This window comes from Actinomycetospora sp. NBRC 106375 (assembly GCF_030269665.1).
Taxonomy (GTDB): domain Bacteria; phylum Actinomycetota; class Actinomycetes; order Mycobacteriales; family Pseudonocardiaceae; genus Actinomycetospora.
In genome coordinates this window covers 12,090-34,288 of sequence record NZ_BSTS01000031.1, presented here as the reverse complement: position 1 = coordinate 34,288, position 22,199 = coordinate 12,090, and the positions used below count along the sequence as shown (strand labels likewise).

Below are 22,199 nucleotides of genomic sequence, written 5' to 3'. Positions count from 1 at the left end.
CGACCGCCAGGTCGTGGGAGAGTAGGACACCGCCGGAACACCCGACCACCCCCACACCACCCGGGGACCGGGAAACAGCACAGCACCACCCCCAACGGGCAGGACTCCGGCCGGAGCCCTGCCCGTTCGCATGTCCACAGGAGGCCCGTCATGTCGTCGGATCCGTCGGACGGCGCCGGCGACGGTGGCCGTCGCGCCGGCTCGTCCGGATCGGCCCGGGACGACCGGCCGTCCGAGGGGCCTCGAGGCGCCCCCCGTGGGCGCACCGCCGGTGGGCGCGCGGGAGGCGACCGCCCCCGTCGCGACGACCGCGGCAGCGGGGATCGCCCCCGGGGCGGTCCCGACCGGCGGGCCGGCGGCGGTGACCCGCGGGGGCGTGAGGACTCCCGCGGAGGACCGCGCGGCGGCGAGAACCGTCGTGACGACCGCGGTGGTGGACGCGGCGGTGGTGGACGCCCCGACCGGGACCGACCGTCCTCGGCCGGGCGGGGTCGGACCGACGACCGCAGCCGGCGGGACGACCGTGGCCCCGGAGGTGGCGCCACCGGCGACGACCGGCCGCGGCGTGACGCGGGCGGTCCCCGTTCCGGTCGCTCCGAACGCCCCGGCTCGCGAACGGACGGACCGCGGGACGACCGCGGCCGCGACGACCGTTCGCGCTCCGACCGCCCGGATCGTGATCGACCGCGCAACGGTCGAGCTCGCGACGACGCGCCGCGGGCAGGGCGTCCCGGCGAGGACCGCTCCCGGAACGACCGCGCCGGCGGAGAGCGTCCGCGGAACGACCGGTCCCGTGACGACCGGGCGCCGGGAGACCGTGCCCGGAACGACGGTGCGCGGAACGACCGGTCGCGAGGCGATCGCCCCCAGGGTGATCGTCCCCAGGGCGACCGTCCCCGGGGTGACCGCGGCGGGGGAGACCGTCCGCGCAACGACCGGCCCGCGGGCGACCGCGCGCGGGGCGACCGTCCCCGCGACGGCCGTCCCGGTGGCGGGCGGCCCGGTGGTGGACGGCCCGGCGACCGCGACGGCGGGCGCCGCGGGCCAGATCGTGGTCCCGACCGTGGTCGCGAGGATCGCCGGGGCACGCACACCCGCGACGACGGTGGCCGCGGCGCGTCACCGCGCGAGGAGCGGCCGGTCGAGCGGCACCAGGACGCCGCGCCGCGTCCGGTCGCGCCGCCGCTGCCCGACGACGTCACCGCCGACCTGCTCGACCCCGAGGCGCGGCGCGACCTGCGCGGCCTCCCGAAGGACCTCGCCGACCTGGTGGCCCGCCATCTCGTTGCCGTCGGCGAGCTCGTCGACGACGAGCCGGAGGCGGCGCTCGCCCACGCGCGGTTCGCGCGACACCGGGCGAGCCGCGTCGCCATCGTGCGCGAGGCCTCGGGGCTCGCCGCGTACCACGCCGGGGAGTGGGCCGAGGCGCTCTCCGAGCTGCGCGCGAGCCGCCGGATGGGCGGCGACGGCCACCTGCCGGTGATGGCGGACGCCGAGCGGGCTCTCGGGCGGCCGGAGCGGGCGATCGAGCTCTCGCGCAGCCCGGAAGCCGCCGACCTCGACACCGAGGACGCCGTCGAGCTGCTCATCGTGGTGTCCGGCGCGCGCCGGGACCTGGGCGAGGACGACGCCGCCGTCGTCGGCCTGCAGGTACCCGAGCTCGACGCCACCCGCGAGGACCCGTGGGTGCCGCGGCTGTTCTACGCGTACGCCGAGGCGCTGCAGGCCGCGGGCCGCACCGACGACGCGGTCCGGGCGTTCCTCGAGGCGGCGCGCACCGACGTCGAGGGCGAGACCGACGCGGAGGAGCGCGCGATCATGCTCGGCGTCGGCGCTCCGGAGGCCGACGAAGACGTCGACGCGGACACCGACGACGCGACCGACACCGGCGAGGACAACACGTCCGGAGTGGCGGGGTCGGAGGGGTGACCGGGTACGACGCGCTGCTCGTCGACCTCGACGGCACGGTCTACCGGGGTCCGGAGGCGATCGAGGGCGCGGTCGAGAGCCTCGAGGCGGTGCGCCGGACCGCCACCGTCTCCTACGTCACCAACAACGCGTCGCGGGGCCCGGACGAGGTCGCGGACCAGCTGCGGTCCCTGGGGCTGACGGTCGTGCCGGAGGACGTCGTCACCAGCGCGCAGGCGGGCGCGGCCGTCGTCGCCGGTCATTGCGAGCCGGGCGACCCGGTGCTGGTCGTCGGGACCGAGGCGCTGGCCGAGGAGATCCGTCTCGTGGGCCTGACCCCGGTGCGGTCGGACGAGGACGCCCCGGTCGCGGTGGTGCAGGGGCACTCGCCCGACACCGGGTGGCGCATCCTCGCCGAGGCGGGGCTGGCGCTGAACCGCGGCGTCCACTGGGTGGCGTGCAACGTCGACCCGACGCTGCCGAACGAGCGCGGGCTCATGCCGGGGAACGGGTCGATGGTCGCGGCACTGCGAACGGCGTCCGGTCGCGAGCCCGAGGTGGCCGGCAAGCCCGCCGCGCCGCTGCTGCGACAGGCCGTCGACCGGGCCGGTGCGGGGCACCCGCTCGTGATCGGTGACCGCCTCGACACCGACATCGCGGGCGGGCACGCCATCGACGCCGACACCCTGCTCGTCCTCACGGGCGTCTCGACGGCCGCCGACCTGCTGCCCGCGGCGCCCGGGCACCGCCCGACCTTCCTGGGCGCCGACCTCACCGTCCTGGACGGGGATCTCGCGCCGACGCACGTGGCGACGGGTGACACCGCCGGCTGGAGCGTGGACCGCGACGGCGACGCCCTCGTGCTGAGCGCGGACGGGGACGACACCCGCGACGACGCCGCCGCGGCGCTGCGGGCGCTGTGCCGCGTGGCGTGGGAGTCGGACGGGCATCCCGGGGTCCGGGCCGCGGACGACCGGGCCGCCCGGATGATCAGCGCGCTCGGACTGCCCACCGGCTGACGCGTTAGCGTGGACGGCGACACGACCAGCCGGGTGACGTGCCCACGACGTCGGGAGGACACGCGATGACCGTGCCCGGGCACGACGGAGGGCGCGCGGCGTCGAGCGAGCCGGCCGACGTCCCGCCGTCCGCGGACAGTGCGCTGGACTCCCTCCGCGCGGCCGTCGACGCCCTGCCGTGGGACGAGCGGGACGAGCCCTTCGACGCCGCCGACCAGGCCACCCGGTTCGAGGCCGTGCACGACGCACTCGTCGCGGTGCTGGCCGACGTGGACCGGACCTGAGCACGGTGGCGCGGTCCACCGCCCGCCGGCTGCGCCTGGACGCCGAGCTGGTCCGGCGCGGCCTCGCGCGGTCGCGGGAGCACGCCGCCGGGCTCATCGCCGACGGCCGGGTGACGGTCGGCGGCACGGTGGCGACCAAGCCGGCGACGGCCGTCGAGACCGCCGCGGCCGTGGTCGTGCGCGACGACGTCGACGACCCGGGGTGGGCCTCGCGGGGCGCGGGCAAGCTGCTGGGCGCGCTCGAGGCGTTCGAGCCGCAGGGACTCGCCGTCGAGGGCCGGCGCTGCCTCGACGCCGGCGCGTCCACCGGCGGGTTCACCGACGTGCTGCTCCGGCGCGGGGCGCGCGAGGTCGTCGCCGTCGACGTCGGCTACGGGCAGCTGGTGTGGGCGCTGCAGACCGACCCGCGGGTCGCCGTGCACGACCGGGTCAACGTCCGCGCGCTCGGCCCCGGGGACATCGGCGGGCCGGTCGACCTCGTCGTCGCCGACCTGTCGTTCATCTCGCTCGGGCTGGTGCTCGACGCGCTCGTCGCGTGCACCGTCCCGGGGGGCGACCTCGTGCCGATGGTCAAGCCCCAGTTCGAGGTCGGCCGGGACCGGCTGGGGTCCGGTGGTGTCGTGCGCGACCCGGCGCTGCGGGCCTCGGCGGTCCTCGGGGTCGTCGCGGCCGCCCGGGAGCGCGGGCTCGTGCTGCGCGACGTCGTCGCCAGCCCGCTGCCGGGCCCGTCGGGCAACGTGGAGTACTTCTGCTGGCTGCGCCGGGGCGACGGGGAGGACGTGGACGAGGAGGCCCTGGTGCGCCGGGCCGTGGAGCGGGGACCGACGTGAGCACGACGAACGGAGGGGCGCCGGTGACCGGGGTCGGTGCGGGCACGCAGGTCGAGGGGGCCGACGATTCCGCCGAGGTGTCGGGGCCCCGCAACGCGCTGCTCGTCGTGCACACCGGTCGGGAGGCGACGCGCAAGGTCGCGTCGCAGGCGGCCCGGCGCCTCGGTGAGGCGGGCTTCGCGCTGCGGCTGCTCACCGACGAGTACGCGACGGCCGAGGGTCTCTTCGACGACCTGCCCGAGGACCTGCGTCCGCGGACGGTCGACGCGGACTCCGACGCCGCGCTCGGCATGGAGATCGTCCTCGTGCTCGGCGGCGACGGCACGCTGCTGCGCGCGGCCGAGCTCGCCCGTCACGCCCGGGTGCCGATGCTGGGGGTGAACCTCGGGCGCGTCGGGTTCCTGGCGGAGGCCGACACCGACGACCTCGAGGCGGTGCTGGAGGCCGTCGTCGGGCGCACGTACCGCGTCGAGGAGCGCATGACCGTCGACGTCGTCGCCCACCAGAACGGCACCGAGCTGGGGCGGACGTGGGCGCTCAACGAGGCGATCGTCGAGAAGATGAACTGGGCTCGCCTGCTCGACGTCGTGCTGGAGGTCGACGCGCGCCCGGTCTCGGAGTTCGCCTGCGACGGGGTGCTGGTGGCGACGCCGACCGGCTCGACTGCCTACGCGTTCTCCGCGGGCGGACCGGTCGTGTGGCCCGAGGTGCAGGCGATGCTGCTGGTGCCGAGCAACGCGCACGCCCTGTTCGCGCGGCCGCTGGTGGTGTCGCCGGAGTCGACGGTGGCGCTCGAGGTGTCGAACCGGGGCGACGCCGGCGTCCTCGTCTGCGACGGGAGGCGCACCATCGAGCTGCCGCCCGGTTCGCGGGTCGAGGTGGTCCGCGGGCGCAACCCGGTGCTGCTCGCGCGCCTGCGCGTGCAGCCGTTCACCGACCGGCTCGTGCGCAAGTTCGGTCTCCCGGTCCAGGGCTGGCGGGGGCGCCGTCGCTGACCCGTCGACCGCCAGCCACCGACCGTTCGACCATGTGTTCGATCGGATCGGCGTGTTCGGCACCGGAGCGTCGGACGGGCCCGTTACCGTGAGGCCCGTGCTCGCCGAGCTGAGGATCCAGGGTCTCGGGGTGATCGAGGACGCGACCCTCGATCTGCACCCGGGGCTGACCGTGGTCACGGGGGAGACCGGGGCCGGCAAGACGATGGTGGTCACGGGGCTGCACCTGCTGGGTGGCGGCCGCGCCGACTCCTCGCGGGTGCGCCGCGGCGCCTCGCGGGCCATGGTCGAAGGCCGGTTCCTGCTGCCGCCGTCCGAGGAGGCCGAGGAGGCCGAGGAGGCCGAGGCAGAGGACGACACCGCCGACGCCGAGGACGCCGACGACGCCGGCGTCCCGCGCTCGGCACTCCGTCTCGCCGCCGACGCGGGCGCGGCGCTCGACGACGACGGCAGCCTCATCGCCGCGCGCACGGTGTCGGCCGACGGGCGCTCGCGGGCGCACCTGGGCGGGCGCTCGGTGCCGATGGCGGTGCTGGGTGACGTCACGAACGCGGCGCTCGCGGTCCACGGTCAGCACGAGGCGCTGCGACTGCTCCGCGCCGCCGAGCAGCGCGCCGTGCTCGACCGCTTCGCCGGCGCCGCGGTCGCCGAGCCCCTGGCCGCCTACCGGCGCACCCGCGCGGCGTGGCGGCGGGCGGTCGCCGAGCTGGCCCGTCGCCGCGACCAGGCCCGCGAGATGACGCGGGAGGCGGACATGCTCCGCCACGGCCTCACCGAGATCGAGGCGGTCGACCCGCAGCCCGGCGAGGACGCCGAGCTGGTGGCCGAGGCGCGCCGTCTCGCCGACGCCGACGAGCTGCGGGCCACGGCGTCCGCGGCCCTGGCCGCCCTGGCGGGCCCGCCCGACGGCACGGGGGAGGACCCGGACGCCGTGGGCCTGCTCGGGGAGGCGCGCCGGCGCCTGCAGGGCAGCGACGACCCGGCGCTGGCCGGGCTCGACCCGCGGCTCGCCGAGGCCGCCGCGCTGCTGGGCGACGCCGCCGCGGAGCTCACCGACTACCTCGAGCGCCTCGAGGCCGACCCGCAGCGCCTCGAGCACGTGCTCGAGCGCCAGGCCGCGCTCAAGGGCCTCACCCGCAAGTACGCCGCCGACGTCGACGGCGTGCTGGCGTGGGCGGAGTCGGCCCGTGCGCAGCTCGAGGGCCTCGACACGTCCGACGAGGCGCTCGCCGCCCTCGCCGCGGAGGCCGACACGCTCGCGGGCGAGCTCGCCGGGCACGCCACGACGGTGTCGGCGGCGCGGCGCGAGGCCGCCGAGCGGTTCGGCGCCGCCGTGACCGCCGAGCTCGACGGGCTGGCGATGGGCGCGGCCTCGGTGCAGATGGCGGTCGGGGTGCGCGACGGCGGCGGCCAGGACGCCCTGGTGGTCGACGGGCGCACGGTCGTCGCCGGGCCCGACGGCGTCGACGAGGTCGAGCTGCTGCTCACCGCGCACGCGGGCGCGCCGGCGCTGCCCGTGCACAAGGGCGCGTCGGGCGGCGAGCTCTCGCGCGTGATGCTGGCCGTCGAGGTCGTGCTCGCGGGCGCGGACACCACGCCGACGCTGGTGTTCGACGAGGTCGACGCCGGGGTCGGCGGGCGCGCCGCGGTCGAGGTCGGGCGCCGGCTCGCGCGGCTGGCGGCCACCCACCAGGTCGTGGTGGTCACCCACCTCGCGCAGGTGGCGGCGTACGCCGACCGTCACCTCGTCGTCGACAAGGGCGGGCTGCAGGCCGTCGACGGCACCGATGGGGTCACGCGCAGCGCGGTGCGGCTGCTCGACGACGGCGAGCGGGTGGTCGAGCTCGCCCGCATGCTCGCGGGCACCGAGGAGACCGAGACCGGACGCGCCCACGCCGAGGAGCTGATCGCCGCGGCGGCCGCCGAGCGGACGGCTGCCGCCGACGACACAGGGGCGGGCGCCGCGCCGACCCCGATCGACCGTGGTGCGGCGACCACACGCCGTAGCGGGACACGCCGGAGTCGCCGGGCCGGGTGACCGGCGCGTCCCCGCCCGGCGCGTCGGCTCCGTCCACGCGCCCTCGCCGACGACCATCGAGGGCATGACTTCCGGCGGTCGCGGCACGGGTGCGGGGTGGCGGGCATGAAGTGGCCACGGGGGCGCACGAAGGAGGCACCGGCGGGGGTCGCCGGTCCGGCTCGCCTCGGCGGTCGGTCCGGCGGCGAGGTCTCCCCGGAGCTGCTGCGCCGGTTGGGACGGGGCGACGTCGCCGTGATCGACCAGGTCGACCTCGACCGCGCGACGGCCCACGCGCTCGTGGACGCGGGCGTCGCCGGGGTGATCAACGTGTCCCCGTCGATCTCGGGCCGCTACCCGAACCTCGGCCCCGAGATCCTCACCGAGGCCGGGATCGCGCTGGTCGACGACGTCGGCGACGGGGTCCTGCGCCGGGTGCGCGACGGGGCGCCGGTCCGCCTGCACGACGGCGGGGTCTACGTCGGTGACCAGGAGGTCGCGCGCGGCTTCTCGCAGACCGCCGACACGGTCGCCGACCAGCTCGGGGAGGCGCGATGGGGGCTCGCCGCCCAGCTCGAGGCGTTCTCGGCGAACACCACCGAGTTCATGGGCCGCGAGCGGGGGATGCTGCTCGACGGCGTCGGCGTGCCGGGGCTGGAGACCGCGGTGCACGGCCGCTCGGTGCTCGTCGTCGCGCCCGGGTCGGACCACGTGGCCGAGCTGCGGCGGCTCAAGCACTTCGTGCGCGAGGAGCGGCCGGTCCTCCTGGGCGTCGGGTCCGGGGCCGAGAGCCTGCGCGCCGCCGGCTACACGCCCGCCGTGGTCGTCGGCACCGCCCTGGAGATCGACCCGGAGCTCGCCCGCAAGGCCGTGGACGTCGTGATCCCGGCCGACACCGACGGGCACATCGCCGGGCTCGCGCGGCTGCAGGACGCCGGCATCGACCCGCTGGGCTTCCCGTCGTCGGCCAACCCCGAGGACATGGCGCTGCTGCTGGCGCACCGGCACGGGGCCTCGCTGGTGGTCGCGTGCGGGTTCGACGCCACGCTCACCGGCTTCCTGGACCGCGGCCGGTCGGGGAGCAACCCGTCGACCGTCCTGACGCGGCTGCGCCTCGGCCCGACGCTCGTGGACTCCTCGGCCGTGGCCGCGCTGCACCGCCACCGGGTCACCACCGGGGCGGTGCTGCTCCTGCTGCTGGCCGTCGTCGCCGTCGGTGGGGCGGCGCTGCTCGCGAGCGGGCTGGCCGAGGCGATCGTGATGCTGCTGCGGGAGGGCTGGGACGCCACCGTCTCCGCCGCTCGGGGGGTCGGGGGCTGATGTCACTGCGCTACCACGTCGTGTCGATCGCGGCGATCCTGCTGGCCCTGGCGCTGGGGGTGGTGCTCGGGGCCTCGGCGCTCTCGGGGCGCGTGCTCGGCGCGCTGACCTCGGACCGCGACGAGCTCGCGAGCCAGGTCGTGGTGCTCCGCGGTGACCGCGACGCCCTCGGCGACCGGCTCGGCGCCACCGAGCGTCTCGTCGCCGCCGGCGCGCCCTCGACCGTGGCCGGGGTGCTGCCCGGGCGTCGCGTGGCGGTCCTCGCGGCGCCGGGGGCCGACCCGGGCGACGTCGAGGCGGTCACCGACCTCATCGGCCGCGCCGGGGGACAGGTGACGGGACGCCTGGCGCTCACCGACGCCGCCACCGCCCCGGACCGCGCCGAGGCGCTGCGGGCGCTGGTGCCGCGGCTGCTGCCCGCCGGCGCCCAGCTGCCCACCACCACCGACACCGGCACGCTGACCGGCTCGCTGCTCGGCTCGCTGCTCGTCGCCCGGCCCGGACCGGCGGCGGAGCGCACCACCGGCCCGGAGGCCTCGACCGCGCTGCGGGCGCTCGCCGACGCGGGCTACGTCCAGGGCCCGGACGCGCTCGACCCGAGCCCCGCCGAGCTCGCGCTCGTCGTGGCGGGCGCGGGGACCGACCCCGCGCGCGACACGACGCTCGCCCGGCTCGCCGGGGCGATGGACCGCGTCGGCGCGGGCGCCGTGCTCGCCGGGCGGACCGGGGCGGGTGTCGTGTCGACCGTGCGCACCGACATGGCGCTGCGCAGCGGCCTGTCGACCGTCGACGGGCTGGAGGGCCCGGCGTCCCGGATCGCGACCGTGCTGGCCCTGCGCGAGCAGGCCGACGGACGCACCGGCGTCTACGGACCCGCGGCGGGGACGTTCACCCCGCAGCCCGCGGCGGGGTGACGCGCCGACCGGGTGTGGGGTCACCCGGGCGAGGCGGCGACGCGGTGTTACCGTGAGGTCCCGTGGATCGCGGAGTCTCCGATCGGAGAATCGCCCGAACGGCCCTCTCGAACATCATCCAGGGGGTCTGAGCATGCAGCCGCCGCGGACGACCAAGCACGTGTTCGTCACCGGAGGCGTCGCCTCGTCGCTGGGCAAGGGGCTGACGGCGTCGAGCCTCGGCCAGCTGCTCACGGCGCGCGGCCTGCGGGTCACGATGCAGAAGCTCGACCCGTACCTCAACGTCGACCCCGGGACGATGAACCCGTTCCAGCACGGGGAGGTCTTCGTCACCGAGGACGGCGCCGAGACCGACCTCGACATCGGGCACTACGAGCGCTTCCTCGACCGGGACCTCTCGGCGCGCGCCAACGTCACGACGGGGCAGGTCTACTCGACCGTCATCGCCAAGGAGCGGCGCGGCGAGTACCTCGGCGACACCGTGCAGGTCATCCCGCACATCACCGACGAGATCAAGGCGCGGGTGCTGGCCATGCGCACGGCGGACCCGGCCCCCGACGTGGTGATCACCGAGGTCGGCGGGACCGTCGGCGACATCGAGTCGCTGCCGTTCCTCGAGGCCGCGCGCCAGCTCCGCCACGAGGTCGGCCGGGACAACTGCTTCTTCCTGCACGTCTCGCTGGTGCCGTTCCTGGCGCCGTCGGGGGAGCTCAAGACCAAGCCGACGCAGCACTCGGTGGCGGCGCTGCGCAACATCGGTATCCAGCCCGACGGGCTCGTGCTGCGCGCCGACCGGGACATCCCCGAGGACATGACGCGCAAGATCAGCCTGATGTGCGACGTCGAGGACGACGGCGTCGTCGCGTGCCCGGACGCGCCCTCGATCTACGACATCCCCAAGGTGCTGCACGGCGAGGGCCTCGACGCCTACGTGGTGCGCCGGCTCGGCCTGCCGTTCCGCGACGTCGACTGGACGGTGTGGGGCGACCTGCTCGACCGCGTGCACCACCCGAAGGAGACCGTCGACATCGCGATCGTCGGTAAGTACGTCGACCTGCCCGACGCCTACCTCTCGGTCACCGAGGCGCTGCGGGCCGGCGGCTTCGCGCACCGCGCCCGGGTCGCCGTGCGGTGGGTCGGGTCCGACGAGTGCGAGAGCGCGGCCGGCGCCGCCGCGGCGCTGCAGGGCGTCGACGGCATCCTCGTACCCGGCGGGTTCGGCATCCGCGGGATCGAGGGCAAGGTCGGGGCGCTCGCCCACGCGCACCGCAACGGCATCCCCGCGCTCGGCCTCTGCCTCGGCCTGCAGTGCATGGTGATCCACGCGGCGCGGTCGATGGCCGGGCTCGAGGGCGCCAACTCGGCGGAGTTCGACGAGACGACCCCGCATCCGGTGATCTCGACGATGGCCGACCAGACCGACGTCGTCGCCGGCGAGCGGGACATGGGCGGCACGATGCGCCTCGGGTCGTGGCCCGCGGTGCTCGCCCCCGACACCGTCACCCGCGCCGCCTACGGCACCGGGAAGGTCACCGAGCGGCACCGCCACCGCTACGAGGTCAACAACGCCTACCGCGAGCGCCTCGGCGAGGCCGGCCTGGTGTTCTCCGGGACCTCGCCCGACGGCTCGCTCGTGGAGTTCGTCGAGCTGCCCCGCGACCAGCACCCGTTCTTCGTCGGCACGCAGGCGCACCCGGAGCTCAAGAGCCGCCCGACCCGGGCGCACCCACTGTTCCGCGCGTTCGTCGCGGCGTCGCTGCGCCACGTCGCGTCCGGGCGCCTGGACCTGGACACGTCGGCCGCACCCGACGAGCTCGACGGCGACGACTCCGCCGCGCGCGTCGACGGCGTCGACATCCCGGCCACGGCGTCGACGTGACGCACCCGATCACCCCGGGCTCCCTGGACGACCCGCACGGCGGCCGGCCGCCGCACGACTTCGCCGTCGTCTCCGGCGAGACGATCTACGAGGGCCCGATCTTCGCGCTGCGGCGCGACGACGTGCGGATGCCCGGCGGGCGGATCGCCGGGCGGGAGAAGGTCGAGCACTTCGGGGCCGTCGCCGTCGCCGCGCTCGACGAGGACGACCGCCTCGTCATGATCTACCAGTACCGCCCCGCGCTCGGGCGGCGCCTGTGGGAGATGCCGGCGGGGCTGCTCGACGACCCGTCCGAGGACCCGGTCGTGGCCGCGCAGCGCGAGCTGGTCGAGGAGGTCGGCATCGAGGCCGACGACTGGGCGACGCTCGTCGACATCGCCGGCTGCCCCGGCTTCGCCGACGAGTCGGTGCGCGTGTTCCTCGCCCGCGGGCTGCGGTCGGTGGAGCGCCCGGCCTCGGGCGACGACGAGGAGGCCGACCTCGTGATCCGCCGGGTGCCCCTCGACGACCTCGTCGCCGGCGCCATGTCGGGCGCGCTGGTCAACGGGCCGTGCGTCGCGGGCGTGTTCGCCGCCGCGGCGGTGCGCGACGGCCGGTTCACGCCCCGGCCGGTCGTCGCGCCGTGGCTCGACCGCCCCGCCGACTTCGCGGCGCGCCGGGCCGCCCGGCGCTGAGGGTGTGCAGTGAACGTGCTGTTCGCTGCTTCTAGGCGCGCGAAGTCCCCGTTGATCACTGGGGCCTGTGCCGGCGACTACGCCGTCCGGCGGATCAGGTCCTCGAGCAGCGCCAGGCCGTCGTCGACGCCCGGGGCGACGTACATGGGGTCGACGAACACGTCGGTGAAGCCCGTGAGGTCGACGAAGCGGCGCGCGGCGTCGGCGATCGTGGCCGCGTCGGTGCCGGCGGCGGCGTTGAGACGCAGCGCCGTGCCGACGGCCTGCGGGTCCCGGCCCGCCTCCTCGGCGGCGGCGTCGATGTTCGCGCGGAACCGCAGCAGCGCCCGGGCCTGGCCCTCGATGTCGTCGCTCGGCAGCCGCCCGACCGGCAGCCACCCGTCGGCGCGGCGCCCGACGCGGCGCAGCGCGGCCTCGGACCACGCGGAGAGGTAGACCGCCGGGCGCGGCTCCGGGGTCTCGACGTGGACCGCGGGCAGCGGGAAGCGGGGTCCGGTCAGGGGCGCGGGCGCCGCGGACCAGAGCGCGTCCAGCCCGTCGAGGAGCTCGTCGAGCCGGGCGCCCCGGTGGTCGAAGCCCAGCCCGGCGCCCGCGTACTCCTCGGGCGACCAGCCGATGCCCAGCCCGGCGACGAGGCGACCGGCGGCCAGCGCGCCGATCGTCCCGAGCGAGCGCGCGAGCACGGCCGGCGGATAGAGCGGGCCGACGATCACGCTGGTGCCGAGCGTGACCCGCGTCGTCCGGGTCGCGGCCACGGCGAGCAGGGCGAACGGGTCGAGGGTGCGGCGGAACTGCTCGGGAATCGTGTCGGTGCCGCCGTAGCCCACCGTCGGGTCGACGGCGGCGAGCAGCCGGTCGCCGACCCACAGGCTCGCCGCCCCGATCTCCTCCGCGCGCGCCGCGAAGTCGCCGATCCGGCCGGCCTCGTCGACGGCGTCGCCGAACTGTGGCACCGAGAACCCGAGTCGCACGTGATCAGTGTCCGCCCGCCGCGCGGCGCCCCGTCACGGGGTGCGCGCCCCGCTATGGTCCGGCCATGAAGGTGGGTGTGCCGCGGGAGGTCAAGGACCACGAGGACCGGGTCGCGCTGACGGCCATCGGGGTCACCGAGCTCGTGCGCCGCGGCCACGAGGTGCTCGTCGAGACCGGTGCCGGGCTGGGCTCGGCAATCACGGACGACGCGTTCCGCGAGGCCGGCGCGAGCGTGCTGGACACCGCCGACGAGGTGTGGGCGTCCGCCGACCTGCTGCTCAAGGTCAAGGAACCCGTCGAGGAGGAGTACCACCGGCTGCGGCGCGGTCAGGTGCTCTTCACCTACCTGCACCTCGCGGCGTCCCGGGCGTGCACGACCGCCCTGCTCGACGCCGGCACGACGGCCGTCGCCTACGAGACGGTCCAGACCCCCGACGGCGTCCTGCCGCTGCTCGCGCCGATGAGCGAGATCGCCGGGCGCATGGCGCCGCAGGTCGGGGCGCACCACCTGGAGAACGCGCAGGGCGGGCGCGGCGTGCTCCTCGGCGGGGTGCCGGGCGTCCGGCCGGGGCGGGTCGCGGTGATCGGCGCCGGGACGTCCGGGCTCGCGGCGGTGACGATCGCGGTGGGGCTGCGCGCGTCGGTGGAGGTGCTCGACGTCAGCGTCAAGGCGCTGCGGCGCGTCGACGAGATCTTCTCGGGCGCTGTCCGGACGGTGCTCTCCAGCACCCCCGAGGTCGAGCGCGCCTGCCGCGAGGCCGACCTCGTGATCGGCGCGGTGCTGGTGCCCGGTGCCAAGGCACCCGTGCTCGTCCCGAACGAGCTGGTGGGCGAGATGCGCCGCGGGTCGGTGCTCGTCGACCTCGCCGTCGACCAGGGCGGCTGCTTCGCCGACACCCGGCCCACCACGCACGCCGAGCCCACCTACCGCGTGCACGACTCGATCTTCTACTGCGTCGCCAACGTGCCTGGTGCGGTGCCGACGACCTCCACGCGCGCGCTGACCGGCGTCACGCTGCCCTACGTCCTCGCGCTCGCCGACAGCGGGCTCGCCGGCGCGGCGGCGGCCGACCCGGCGCTGGCGAAGGGGATCGCAGTGGTCGACGGCGAGCTGGTCTCCGACGCCGTCGGCGCGGCCCACGACCTGCCGGTGCGGCGGCTGGCCGAGGTGCTGCCCGAGGCGGGATGAGCACCCCGGCCTCGGCGGTCCGCCTCTACCTCGACCACCTCACGGTCGAGCGGGGCACGGCGGAGAACACGCTGGCGTCCTACCGGCGCGACCTGCACCGCTACCTCGAGCACCTCGACACCGCGGGGGTCACCGACCTCGCCGAGGTCGCCGAGCGCCACGTCACCGACTTCCTCGTCGCCCTGCGCACCGGCGGCGGGGACCGGGCGCCGCTGGCGACGGCGTCGGCGACCCGTGCCGTGGTCGCGGTGCGCGGGCTGCACCGGTTCGCGCTCGCCGAGGGCCTGGTCGCCGTCGACGTCGCCCGGGAGGTGCACCCGCCGTCGCCGCCGCGCCGGCTGCCCAAGGCGCTGGACGTCGCGACGGTCGACCGGCTGCTCTCGGTGCGCGGGGGCGAGACCGACGACGTGGCGGGCGTGCGCGACCGCGCGCTGCTCGAGCTGCTCTACTCCACCGGCGCGCGCGTCACCGAGGCCGTCGGGCTGGACGTCGACGACGTCGACACCGTGGCGCGCTCGGTGCGCCTGGCCGGCAAGGGCGGCAAGCAGCGCATCGTGCCCATCGGGCGCCCGGCGCTCGCGGCCCTCGACGCCTACCGCGTGCGCGCCCGTCCCGCCCTCGCCGCCACGGGCCGCGGGACCCCGGCGCTGTTCCTGAACGCGCGCGGCGCGCGTCTGTCGCGCCAGAGCGCGTGGGCGTCGCTGCGCGAGGCCGCCGACCGGGCGGGCGTCGACGCGGCGATCTCCCCGCACACCCTGCGCCACTCGTTCGCCACGCACCTGCTCGACGGTGGCGCCGACCTGCGCGTCGTGCAGGAGCTGCTCGGTCACGCCTCGGTGACCACGACGCAGATCTACACCCAGGTCACCGTCGACACCCTCCGCGAGGTCTTCGCGATGGCCCACCCGCGCGCCCGTATGTGAGCAGTTGGCGCCCCTCTGGGGGCGCGAACTGCTCACATACCGAGGGGCTCCAGGCGCAGGGGGAGGCCGTCGGCGGGGACGGGGAGCGAGGTGTTGTCCCAGCGCGGCGTGTAGCCCGGCGCGACGGTGATGCGGTGGTGGCGCAGCAGCTCGTGCAGGATCGCGGTGACCTCGAGCGACCCGAACAGCATGCCCAGGCACTTGTGCACGCCGCCGCCGAAGGGGATCCACGCGTCGCGGTGGGCCTTGTCCTCGCGACGGGAGTCGCTGAAGCGGTCGGGGTCGAAGGTGTCGGGCTCGGTCCAGATCGCCGGGTCGAAGTGGTTCACCGCGCCCGCGGCCATGACCAGCTGGCCGGCCGGCAGGTGGTGGCCGAGCAGCGCGGTGTCCTTCGTCGTCCGCCGCATCACCACGGGCACCGGCGCCGCGAGACGCAGCGACTCCTTGATGACGAGGTCGAGCGTCTCGAGCGACTGGAGCGCCGCCAGATCCGGCACGTCGGACCCGAGCGCCAGCGACTCCGCACGCGCCTTCTCCTGCCATTCGGGGTTCGCGGCGAGGTAGTAGGCCGCGGCCGCGCTGGTGATCGTCGACGTGTCGTGGGCCGCCATCATCAGGAAGATCATGTGGTTGACGACGTCGTCGTCGGTGAACGCCTCGCCCTCCGGGGTCCGCGCGCGGCACAGCGCCGAGAACAGGTCGTCGCCCTCCCCGGCCCGCTTCGCCGGCAGCGCCGCCCGGAAGTAGCGCTCGAGCAGGGCCCGCCCGCGCAGCCCGGCGCGGTACCGGGTGCCGGGCAGGTCGCGGCGCACGATCGAGCTGGCGGCCTGCACGCAGGCCATGAACGCCTGGTTGACCTGCTCCGCCTCGGGACCTGACCGGTCGTCCATGAAGACGTGGGTGGCGACGTCGAGGGTCAGGCGCTTGAGCATCGGGTAGACGCGCAGCTGCCGGCCCTGCGGCCAGGTGGGGATCTCCTCGCGCAGTACGGGCACGGTGCGGTGGACGTAGCCCCGGACGCGCGGCGCCGTGAACGCCTCCTGCATGACGCGGCGGTGCACGCGGTGGTCGTCGCCGTCGAGCAGCATCAGCCCGCGGTGGAAGAAGTCGTCGACGAGGAAGCGCCAGCCGTCCTGCGAGTAGGCCTTGTCCGGGTTGGTGAGCACCTGGTGGGTCGCCTCGGGGCCCGCGGCGATGACGACGTGCTCGCCGACGAACCCGCACCACGACACCGGCCCGAGCGTGGCGTGCCGAGCGCGGGTGAAGGCGCTGCCGTACCGGATGTAGGACAGCGTGTGCCCGATGACAGGCGGGCCGGCGTCGCCCGGGACCGGCTTCAGGTCCGATCCGGTGGGCGGCGACGCGAGCGGCACGACCCGTTGCGGGCGCGTCTTCTCGAGCAGGCGCCGGTCGATCCCCGCCGGCATCGGCGCGAGCACGACGGACGACAGGCGTTCACCCGTCGCGGTGCGGACCACGGACACGGCCACCTCCACGGTGTCGGATGCCCCGGACGCTAGACACGAATTCTTGTTGTGTCCACGGCGCAGACACGAACGCCACATCGGTCTAGGGTCGACGACCATGAGCCGGTCGTTCGCCGAGCGCACCCGCACCCTCGTCCGCGACGAGGCCCTCGAGCGGGCGGCGGAGCTGCTCGAGGCCGGCGGGTGGCGGGGCCTGCGCCTCCAGGACGTCGCCGACGGCATCGGGGTCAGCCGGCAGACGCTCTACAACGAGTTCGCGAGCAAGCAGGGGCTGGCCGCGGCGCTCGTGCTGCGGCGCACCGAGGAGTTCCTCGCAGGGCTCGAGGCCGCGCTCGAGGGCGAGGACGACCTGTACCGGGCGTGGGTGGAGGCGGTGCGCACGACCCTCAACACCGTCGCTCGCGACCCGCTGCTGCGCGTGATGCTCACCGGCCAGGGCGCCGCCGACCTGCTGCCGTTGCTGACGAGCGAGGCGGAGCCGCTGATCACCGCGGCGCGCGACCGGGCGGCGGCGTTCCTGCAGCGCCGGCGCCCCGAGCTCGACGCCGCGACGGCGTCGTCGGCCGCCGAGATCGCCGCGCGCCTGACCATCAGCCACGTCGTGCTGCCGCTGCACCCGCCCGACGCCGTCGCCGACCAGATCGCGACCGCCGTCGTCCGGTTCCTCGACGTCACGAGGACGCCGCGGCGCTAGCGGTCACGGGAGCGCCGGCACCAGGCCGCCGTCGATGAGCACCGACGTGCCCGTGATGTACGAGGACGCAGGCGAGAGCAGGAACGTCGCGGCTTGTCCGAATTCGTGCGGGTCGCCGTAACGCCCCATCGGGATCCGGGCGCTCGCCGTCCGCCGCTGTTCGTCGGCGGGGACTCCGGTCTCGTCCGCCCAGGTCTGTTCCAGCTTCCGCACGTACTCGGTGTCGAAACGGCCGGGCGCGAGCGAGTTCACCCGGACGCACGGGGCGAGCTCCTGCGCGAGCATCTTGACGAGGGCGGCGACACCGGGGCGCAGGACGTTCGACACGGCGAGGCCGGGAACGGGTTGACGGACGGACGTGGCGGTGACGAACAGGACCGACGCCCCCGGATCGAGGATCGGCAGAAGGCTGCGGACGAGGTGGATCGGGCCGCCGAGCAGGAGGTCGAAGGTCGATCGCCACTGCGCGTCGTCCACCTGGAGCGGAGACGCACCCGGCGGACCCCCACCGGCGTTGACGAGCACTCCGGCAAGGCTGCCGAAACGGGCGGACGCCTCGGCGACGACGGTCTCGGCCCCGTCCCGTGTCGCCAGGTCGGCGACACACGCGGACGTCCTGTCGCCGAGGTCGGACACCGTCGCCCGGAGTGCGGACGATGTGCGGCCGACGACGAGGACCCGGGCGCCGGCAGCGACGAGGTGCTCGGCCACCGCGCGGCCCAGGCCGCTGCTCGCGCCACCGACCACGAACGAGGAGCCCTCGAGGAACTCCGGCCGCCACGGAAACCGCGCAGCGAGGGCCATCGGTCGCATCCTCTCGGGAGCGTGCCGCCGGGCCTGGCGGATCCGGCGGACCGAGCGTCCAGCGCTCGGTCGGCCTGGTCAACAGTCTCGGCCCGCCGAGCCCACGTCAGGGGGCGCGGCCCACCAGCACCACGCCGAGGGCGCCGAGGGCGGCGACGACGGCGAAGGCGTAGAAGCCCCAGGGGTAGGCGAGGCCGGCCTGGAGCAGGGCGCCGCCGACGATCGGGCCGGCGATGGCACCGAGGCGCCCGACGCCGCTGGCGGTGCCGAGCGCTGTGCCCCGGGCCCCAGCGGGGTAGAGCTGCGAGACGTAGGCGTAGACGAGGACCTGGGCGGAGAAGACGAACAGGCCCGCCAGCAGCACGCTCACGTAGATCCCGATCCCGGGCAGGCGGATCGAGAGCAGCGCGAGGAACAGGGTCGCCGCGGCGAACCAGGCGATCGTCGCCGGGCGCACCCCGATCCGGTTGGCGACGGTGCCCGCGAGCAGCAGCCCGAGCACCGCACCGACGTTGAGCACGAGCAGCAGGGCGAGCGCCGCGCCGAGCTCGTAGCCGGCCGAGCGCATGATCTCCGGCAGCCAGGTGTTCAGCCCGTAGACCAGCAGCAGGCCCATGAAGGACGCGATCCAGAAGGCGATGGTCGGGCGCGCGAGGCCGTCGCGGAACAGCGTGGCCACCGGGTTGGACCGCTCGCGCCGCCAGCTCGAGTCCCCGGAAGCACGGCGCTCGAGGTAGGCCGCCGATTCCGGCAGCCGCAGCACCAGCAGCGGTACGAGGACCAGGGCGGGGATCGTGCCCGCCACGAACATCGCGGGCCAGCCGAGCGGCGCGATGAGCAGGATGCCGAGCAGGGCGGTCAGGACGGCGCCGACGTGGTAGCCGGTCATCATGATCGTCGTCGCGCTGCTCCCGCGTCCGGCCGGCGCGTACTCGGCGACGAGGGCCAGGGCGACGGGCAGCACGCCGCCGAGCCCCAGCCCGGCGAAGAACCGCAGCACGCCGAGCACCTCGGGGTTCGGGGCGAAGGCGCAGGCCAGCGTCAGGACGGAGAACCCGGCGACCGTCGCGATCATCGTGCGGCGGCGCCCGACGACGTCGGCGATCGGTCCGACGGCCAGCGCTCCCACCATGACGCCGAGCAGGCCGACCGTGACGACCACGGAGGCGCCGGCCGGGTCGAGGTCCCACGCCGGGTCGCGCAGCAGCACGGGCATGACGACGCCGATCACCACGAGGTCGAAGCCCTCGAGCGCCACGGCGCACCAGCACAGCGGGCGCACCCAGCCCGCTCCGGCGGCTCGGCGGGGGGATCGGGTGGCGGTCGTCGGTTCGCTGGTCATCGCACACGTCCTCGTGGGGTCCGGGGCTGGTCCGCGCAGTGGCGGGCAGTATGTGAACGGCCACACAGAGGCGTCACCGGGCCTTCCGCTCATCGGGAAGATCGTGACGGAACGGCCGGTTCGGGTCGCCGTGCGTGACCGCCGCCACCCGAACGCGCCACCGTCGCACGGACCGGGCCTCCGACGCCGTCCCGTCGCCCGGCGAGTCGCGCACTGAGGCGCACCCCCGGCCTCCTACGCTGAACGCACGAGCACGCGTCGACCGGGTACGCGAGGGAGGGACGCGATGTCGAACCCCCAGCCGGTCCTCTGGCCTGAGGAATCCGGGCGGGCGGAGCGGGTCCGGAACACCGTGGCCGAGGGCGCGGACGAGGTCCCCCCGGGACGTCCGCGGCGGGAGGTGCCGGTGCCGGGCCCGCTCGACGGGCACGGGCCGGCGACGGTCCTCGCCATGTGCAACCAGAAGGGCGGCGTCGGCAAGACCACGTCGACGATCAACCTCGGCGCGGCGCTCGCCGAGTACGGGCGGCGGGTGCTGCTCGTCGACTTCGACCCGCAGGGCGCCCTGTCGGTCGGGCTGGGCGTGCAGCCGCACCAGCTCGAGACCACGATCTACAACCTGCTGATGGAGAAGGGCACGCGGATCGAGGACGTCATCCGCACGACCACCGTCGAGGGCATGGACCTGCTCCCGTCGAACATCGACCTCTCGGCCGCCGAGGTGCAGCTGGTCACCGAGGTCGGCCGCGAGCAGTCGCTGGGCCGCACGATCGCCCCGGTGCTCGACCGCTACGACTACGTCCTCGTCGACTGCCAGCCCTCGCTCGGGCTGCTGACGGTCAACGCCCTGGCCTGCGCCGACGGCGTGCTGATCCCGCTGGAGTGCGAGTTCTTCAGCCTGCGCGGGGTCGCGCTGCTCATGGACACGATCGAGAAGGTGCAGGACCGCCTGAACCCCAAGCTGGAGATCACCGGCATCCTGGCCACGATGTACGACCCCCGCACGCTGCACACCCGCGAGGTGATGACGCGCGTCGTCGAGGCGTTCGGCGAGCTCGTCTTCGACGCCGTCATCAACCGCACCGTGCGCTTCCCGGAGACGACGGTGGCCGGCGAGCCGATCACCCGCTGGGCAACGCGCTCCACGGGCGCCGAGGCCTACCGCGCCCTGGCCCGCGAGGTCATCGCCCGGTGACGCTCGCCCCCGAGAAGACCGAGGCCCCCGAACGCAGCCGCTTCCAGGTCAGCCTGGACAACTTCACCGGTCCGTTCGACCTGCTCCTGCAGCTCATCGGGCGCCACGAGCTGGACGTCACCGAGGTGGCGCTCTCCCGGGTCACCGACGACTTCATCGCCTACACCGCGGCGCTCGGCGACGACGCCGACCTCGAGGAGACGACCGGCTTCCTCGTCGTCGCGGCGACCCTGCTCGACCTCAAGGCCGCCCGGCTGCTGCCCCAGGCCGACGTGGAGGACGAGGACGACCTCGCCCTGCTCGAGGCACGGGACGTGCTCTTCGCGCGCCTGCTGCAGTACCGGGCGTACCAGCAGGTCGCGGCGCTGTTCCGCGAGCTCGAGGGCGCGGCGCGCCTGCGCTACCCGCGGGCGGTCACGCTCGAGCCCCGGTTCGCCGAGCTCCTGCCGCCCGTGCAGCTCGGGGTCGACGCGCAGGGGTTCGCCGAGCTCGCGGCGGCCGTGTTCCGCCCGCAGCCGCCGCCGACGGTGAGCATCGACCACCTGCACGCCTCGACGGTGTCGGTGCCGGAGCAGGTCATGATCCTCACGGGGCGCCTGAAGGAGCAGGGCGCGGCGACGTTCGCCTCGCTCGTCGCCGACTGCGAGCACGGCATCGAGGTCGTGGGACGCTTCCTCGCCGTGCTCGAGATGTACCGCGCCCGCGACGTCGCCCTCGACCAGCCCGAGGCCTTCGCCGAGCTGCGCGTGCGCTGGGCGCCCGGGGGTGACGCGGGAACGGCCGGACTGGTGGAGGAGGACGCGTGACCGATCCCCTCGAGGAGCTCGAGGAGGAGCTGGTCTCCAACGCCGAGCTGACCGCGGCGCTGGAGGCGGTGCTGCTCGTGGTCGACGCGCCCGCCCCGACCGACCAGCTCGCCGACGTCCTGCGCCAGCCGATCCCGCGGGTGCAGGAGGCCCTGCAGGGCCTGGCCGCGGAGTACACCGAGCGCGCCCGCGGGATGGAGCTGCGCACCACGGCCGAGGGCTGGCGGCTCTACAGCCGCGACCGCTTCGCCCCCTACGTCGAGCGCTTCGTCCTCGACGGGCAGCGCACGCGGCTGACCCGCGCGGCGCTGGAGACCCTCGCCGTCGTCGCCTACCGCCAGCCGGTGACGCGCTCGCGGGTCGCGGCGGTGCGCGGGGTCAACGTCGACGGGGTCATGCGCACGCTCGCCGCCCGCGGGCTGATCACCGAGGCGGGCACGGACGGCGCCGGCGGCGGCACGCTGTACCGCACCACCGAGATGTTCCTCGAGCGCCTCGGGCTCGACAGCATCGACGACCTGCCGCCGATCGCCCCGCTGCTGCCCGACGTGGACGACATCGACGAGTAGGGAACCCGGGATCCGTGGACGAGATCCGGAAGACCACGAGCGGGACGATCCGGGGCACGGTGACCGACGGGATCGCCTCCTTCCTCGGCGTCCCCTACGCGGCGGCCCCGGTGGGGGAGCGGCGGTTCGCGCTCCCCGCGCCGATCAGCTGGGACGGCGAGCGCGACGCGACGGTGCACGGCGCGAACGCAGCCCAGCTGCCCCCGCACCCGGGCATGCCCGACATCACCCCGATCACCGGACCGGGCTGGGTGCCCGGCGCCGAGTACCTGACCGCCGACGTCCGCACGCCCGCGACCGGCGACCTGCTGCCGGTCATGGTGTTCGTGCACGGCGGCGCGTTCACGATTGGTCGATGAGCGACTCGACCACAGGTAG

22 protein-coding genes are annotated in these 22,199 nt (G+C 75.6%); 17 read left to right on the top strand and 5 right to left on the bottom strand.

All coding sequences use genetic code 11. The features are described 5' to 3' along the window. Positions 1 to 1,119: 1,119 nt before the first annotated feature. The gene (locus QSK03_RS30745; RefSeq protein WP_285659407.1) at positions 1,120 to 1,335 is read right to left on the bottom strand and encodes a hypothetical protein; all 216 of its coding nucleotides are present in this window, start codon (positions 1,333 to 1,335) and stop codon (positions 1,120 to 1,122) included. A gap of 39 nt (positions 1,336 to 1,374) precedes the next feature. Between QSK03_RS30745 and QSK03_RS30740 the strand changes: the two genes are divergently transcribed. From QSK03_RS30740 to QSK03_RS30695, 10 genes are all read left to right on the top strand, one after another. Next, complete coding sequence (locus tag QSK03_RS30740) at positions 1,375 to 1,929, top strand: hypothetical protein (protein WP_285659406.1); 555 nt, start codon at positions 1,375 to 1,377, stop codon at positions 1,927 to 1,929. Then, positions 1,926 to 2,927 (top strand): HAD-IIA family hydrolase, encoded by a 1,002-nt coding sequence (locus QSK03_RS30735; RefSeq protein ID WP_285659405.1) that lies wholly within the window; start codon positions 1,926 to 1,928, stop codon positions 2,925 to 2,927. Before QSK03_RS30740 ends, QSK03_RS30735 begins: the two co-directional genes overlap by 4 nt. A 65-nt stretch (positions 2,928 to 2,992) precedes the next feature. Next, positions 2,993 to 3,211, top strand: a complete 219-nt coding sequence (locus tag QSK03_RS30730) for a hypothetical protein (protein WP_285659404.1) — start codon at positions 2,993 to 2,995, stop codon at positions 3,209 to 3,211. Between the two features lie 5 nt (positions 3,212 to 3,216). Beyond that, positions 3,217 to 4,041, top strand: coding sequence for a TlyA family RNA methyltransferase (locus QSK03_RS30725; protein WP_285659403.1), 825 nt, complete (start codon positions 3,217 to 3,219; stop codon positions 4,039 to 4,041). A gap of 77 nt (positions 4,042 to 4,118) precedes the next feature. Beyond that, positions 4,119 to 5,036: an NAD kinase gene (locus QSK03_RS30720; RefSeq protein ID WP_285659409.1), complete on the top strand. Its 918-nt coding sequence runs from the start codon at positions 4,119 to 4,121 to the stop codon at positions 5,034 to 5,036. Between the two features lie 97 nt (positions 5,037 to 5,133). Then, positions 5,134 to 7,074, top strand: a complete 1,941-nt coding sequence (gene recN / locus QSK03_RS30715) for a DNA repair protein RecN (RefSeq protein ID WP_285659402.1) — start codon at positions 5,134 to 5,136, stop codon at positions 7,072 to 7,074. A gap of 105 nt (positions 7,075 to 7,179) precedes the next feature. Beyond that, a complete protein-coding gene (gene steA / locus QSK03_RS30710) occupies positions 7,180 to 8,373 on the top strand; it encodes a putative cytokinetic ring protein SteA (RefSeq protein ID WP_285659401.1) in 1,194 nt (397 codons plus the stop codon). After that, complete coding sequence (locus QSK03_RS30705) at positions 8,373 to 9,287, top strand: copper transporter (protein ID WP_285659400.1); 915 nt, start codon at positions 8,373 to 8,375, stop codon at positions 9,285 to 9,287. The genes steA and QSK03_RS30705 overlap by 1 nt, the downstream gene beginning before the upstream one ends. Before the next feature lie 133 nt (positions 9,288 to 9,420). After that, on the top strand, positions 9,421 to 11,166 hold the full coding sequence (pyrG, locus tag QSK03_RS30700) for a CTP synthase (protein ID WP_502872242.1): 1,746 nt from the start codon (positions 9,421 to 9,423) through the stop codon (positions 11,164 to 11,166). Then, entirely contained in the window at positions 11,163 to 11,840 is a 678-nt protein-coding gene (locus QSK03_RS30695; protein ID WP_285659399.1) for an NUDIX domain-containing protein, read from the top strand. Before pyrG ends, QSK03_RS30695 begins: the two co-directional genes overlap by 4 nt. A gap of 77 nt (positions 11,841 to 11,917) precedes the next feature. Here the strand turns inward: QSK03_RS30695 and QSK03_RS30690 are convergent, their stop codons facing one another. Further along, positions 11,918 to 12,811, bottom strand: coding sequence for a TIGR03619 family F420-dependent LLM class oxidoreductase (locus tag QSK03_RS30690; RefSeq protein WP_285659398.1), 894 nt, complete (start codon positions 12,809 to 12,811; stop codon positions 11,918 to 11,920). Positions 12,812 to 12,876: 65 nt separating this feature from the next. Between QSK03_RS30690 and ald the strand changes: the two genes are divergently transcribed. Then, positions 12,877 to 14,001, top strand: a complete 1,125-nt coding sequence (gene ald / locus QSK03_RS30685) for an alanine dehydrogenase (RefSeq protein ID WP_285659397.1) — start codon at positions 12,877 to 12,879, stop codon at positions 13,999 to 14,001. After that, positions 13,998 to 14,924, top strand: a complete 927-nt coding sequence (xerD, locus tag QSK03_RS30680; RefSeq protein WP_285659395.1) for a site-specific tyrosine recombinase XerD — start codon at positions 13,998 to 14,000, stop codon at positions 14,922 to 14,924. Before ald ends, xerD begins: the two co-directional genes overlap by 4 nt. 32 nt (positions 14,925 to 14,956) lie before the next feature. Here xerD and QSK03_RS30675 read toward each other — a convergent pair whose 3' ends face one another. Further along, complete coding sequence (locus QSK03_RS30675; RefSeq protein ID WP_285659394.1) at positions 14,957 to 16,408, bottom strand: cytochrome P450; 1,452 nt, start codon at positions 16,406 to 16,408, stop codon at positions 14,957 to 14,959. A 100-nt stretch (positions 16,409 to 16,508) separates the two neighbouring features. On the opposite strand from QSK03_RS30675, the gene QSK03_RS30670 reads away from it, so the two are divergent. Beyond that, complete coding sequence (locus QSK03_RS30670; protein WP_285659393.1) at positions 16,509 to 17,105, top strand: TetR/AcrR family transcriptional regulator; 597 nt, start codon at positions 16,509 to 16,511, stop codon at positions 17,103 to 17,105. Between the two features lie 3 nt (positions 17,106 to 17,108). Here QSK03_RS30670 and QSK03_RS30665 read toward each other — a convergent pair whose 3' ends face one another. Beyond that, positions 17,109 to 17,909 (bottom strand): SDR family oxidoreductase, encoded by an 801-nt coding sequence (locus QSK03_RS30665; protein ID WP_285659392.1) that lies wholly within the window; start codon positions 17,907 to 17,909, stop codon positions 17,109 to 17,111. Positions 17,910 to 18,015: 106 nt separating this feature from the next. Beyond that, positions 18,016 to 19,251, bottom strand: coding sequence for an MFS transporter (locus tag QSK03_RS30660; protein ID WP_285659391.1), 1,236 nt, complete (start codon positions 19,249 to 19,251; stop codon positions 18,016 to 18,018). 286 nt (positions 19,252 to 19,537) lie between these two features. On the opposite strand from QSK03_RS30660, the gene QSK03_RS30655 reads away from it, so the two are divergent. The 4 genes from QSK03_RS30655 to QSK03_RS30640 are packed head-to-tail and all read left to right on the top strand — an operon-like array spanning position 19,538 to position 22,180. After that, entirely contained in the window at positions 19,538 to 20,446 is a 909-nt protein-coding gene (locus QSK03_RS30655; protein ID WP_285659390.1) for a ParA family protein, read from the top strand. After that, positions 20,443 to 21,252: a segregation and condensation protein A gene (locus tag QSK03_RS30650; RefSeq protein ID WP_285659389.1), complete on the top strand. Its 810-nt coding sequence runs from the start codon at positions 20,443 to 20,445 to the stop codon at positions 21,250 to 21,252. Before QSK03_RS30655 ends, QSK03_RS30650 begins: the two co-directional genes overlap by 4 nt. Further along, positions 21,249 to 21,821 carry an SMC-Scp complex subunit ScpB gene (scpB, locus tag QSK03_RS30645; protein ID WP_285659388.1) on the top strand — a complete coding sequence of 191 codons (573 nt, stop codon included), beginning with the start codon at positions 21,249 to 21,251 and terminating at the stop codon, positions 21,819 to 21,821. Before QSK03_RS30650 ends, scpB begins: the two co-directional genes overlap by 4 nt. A gap of 14 nt (positions 21,822 to 21,835) precedes the next feature. Then, a complete protein-coding gene (locus QSK03_RS30640) occupies positions 21,836 to 22,180 on the top strand; it encodes a carboxylesterase family protein (RefSeq protein WP_285659387.1) in 345 nt (114 codons plus the stop codon). Positions 22,181 to 22,199: the final 19 nt, after the last annotated feature.

Coding starts and splice junctions, on each gene's coding strand:
- QSK03_RS30730 (WP_285659404.1), top strand. CDS start 2,993: ATGACCGTGCCCGGGCACGACGGAGGGCGCGCGGCGTCGAGCGAGCCG.
- steA (WP_285659401.1), top strand. CDS start 7,180: ATGAAGTGGCCACGGGGGCGCACGAAGGAGGCACCGGCGGGGGTCGCC.
- QSK03_RS30705 (WP_285659400.1), top strand. CDS start 8,373: ATGTCACTGCGCTACCACGTCGTGTCGATCGCGGCGATCCTGCTGGCC.
- pyrG (WP_502872242.1), top strand. CDS start 9,421: ATGCAGCCGCCGCGGACGACCAAGCACGTGTTCGTCACCGGAGGCGTC.
- ald (WP_285659397.1), top strand. CDS start 12,877: ATGAAGGTGGGTGTGCCGCGGGAGGTCAAGGACCACGAGGACCGGGTC.
- xerD (WP_285659395.1), top strand. CDS start 13,998: ATGAGCACCCCGGCCTCGGCGGTCCGCCTCTACCTCGACCACCTCACG.
- QSK03_RS30670 (WP_285659393.1), top strand. CDS start 16,509: ATGAGCCGGTCGTTCGCCGAGCGCACCCGCACCCTCGTCCGCGACGAG.
- QSK03_RS30665 (WP_285659392.1), bottom strand. CDS start 17,909: ATGGCCCTCGCTGCGCGGTTTCCGTGGCGGCCGGAGTTCCTCGAGGGC.
- QSK03_RS30660 (WP_285659391.1), bottom strand. CDS start 19,251: ATGACCAGCGAACCGACGACCGCCACCCGATCCCCCCGCCGAGCCGCC.
- QSK03_RS30655 (WP_285659390.1), top strand. CDS start 19,538: ATGTCGAACCCCCAGCCGGTCCTCTGGCCTGAGGAATCCGGGCGGGCG.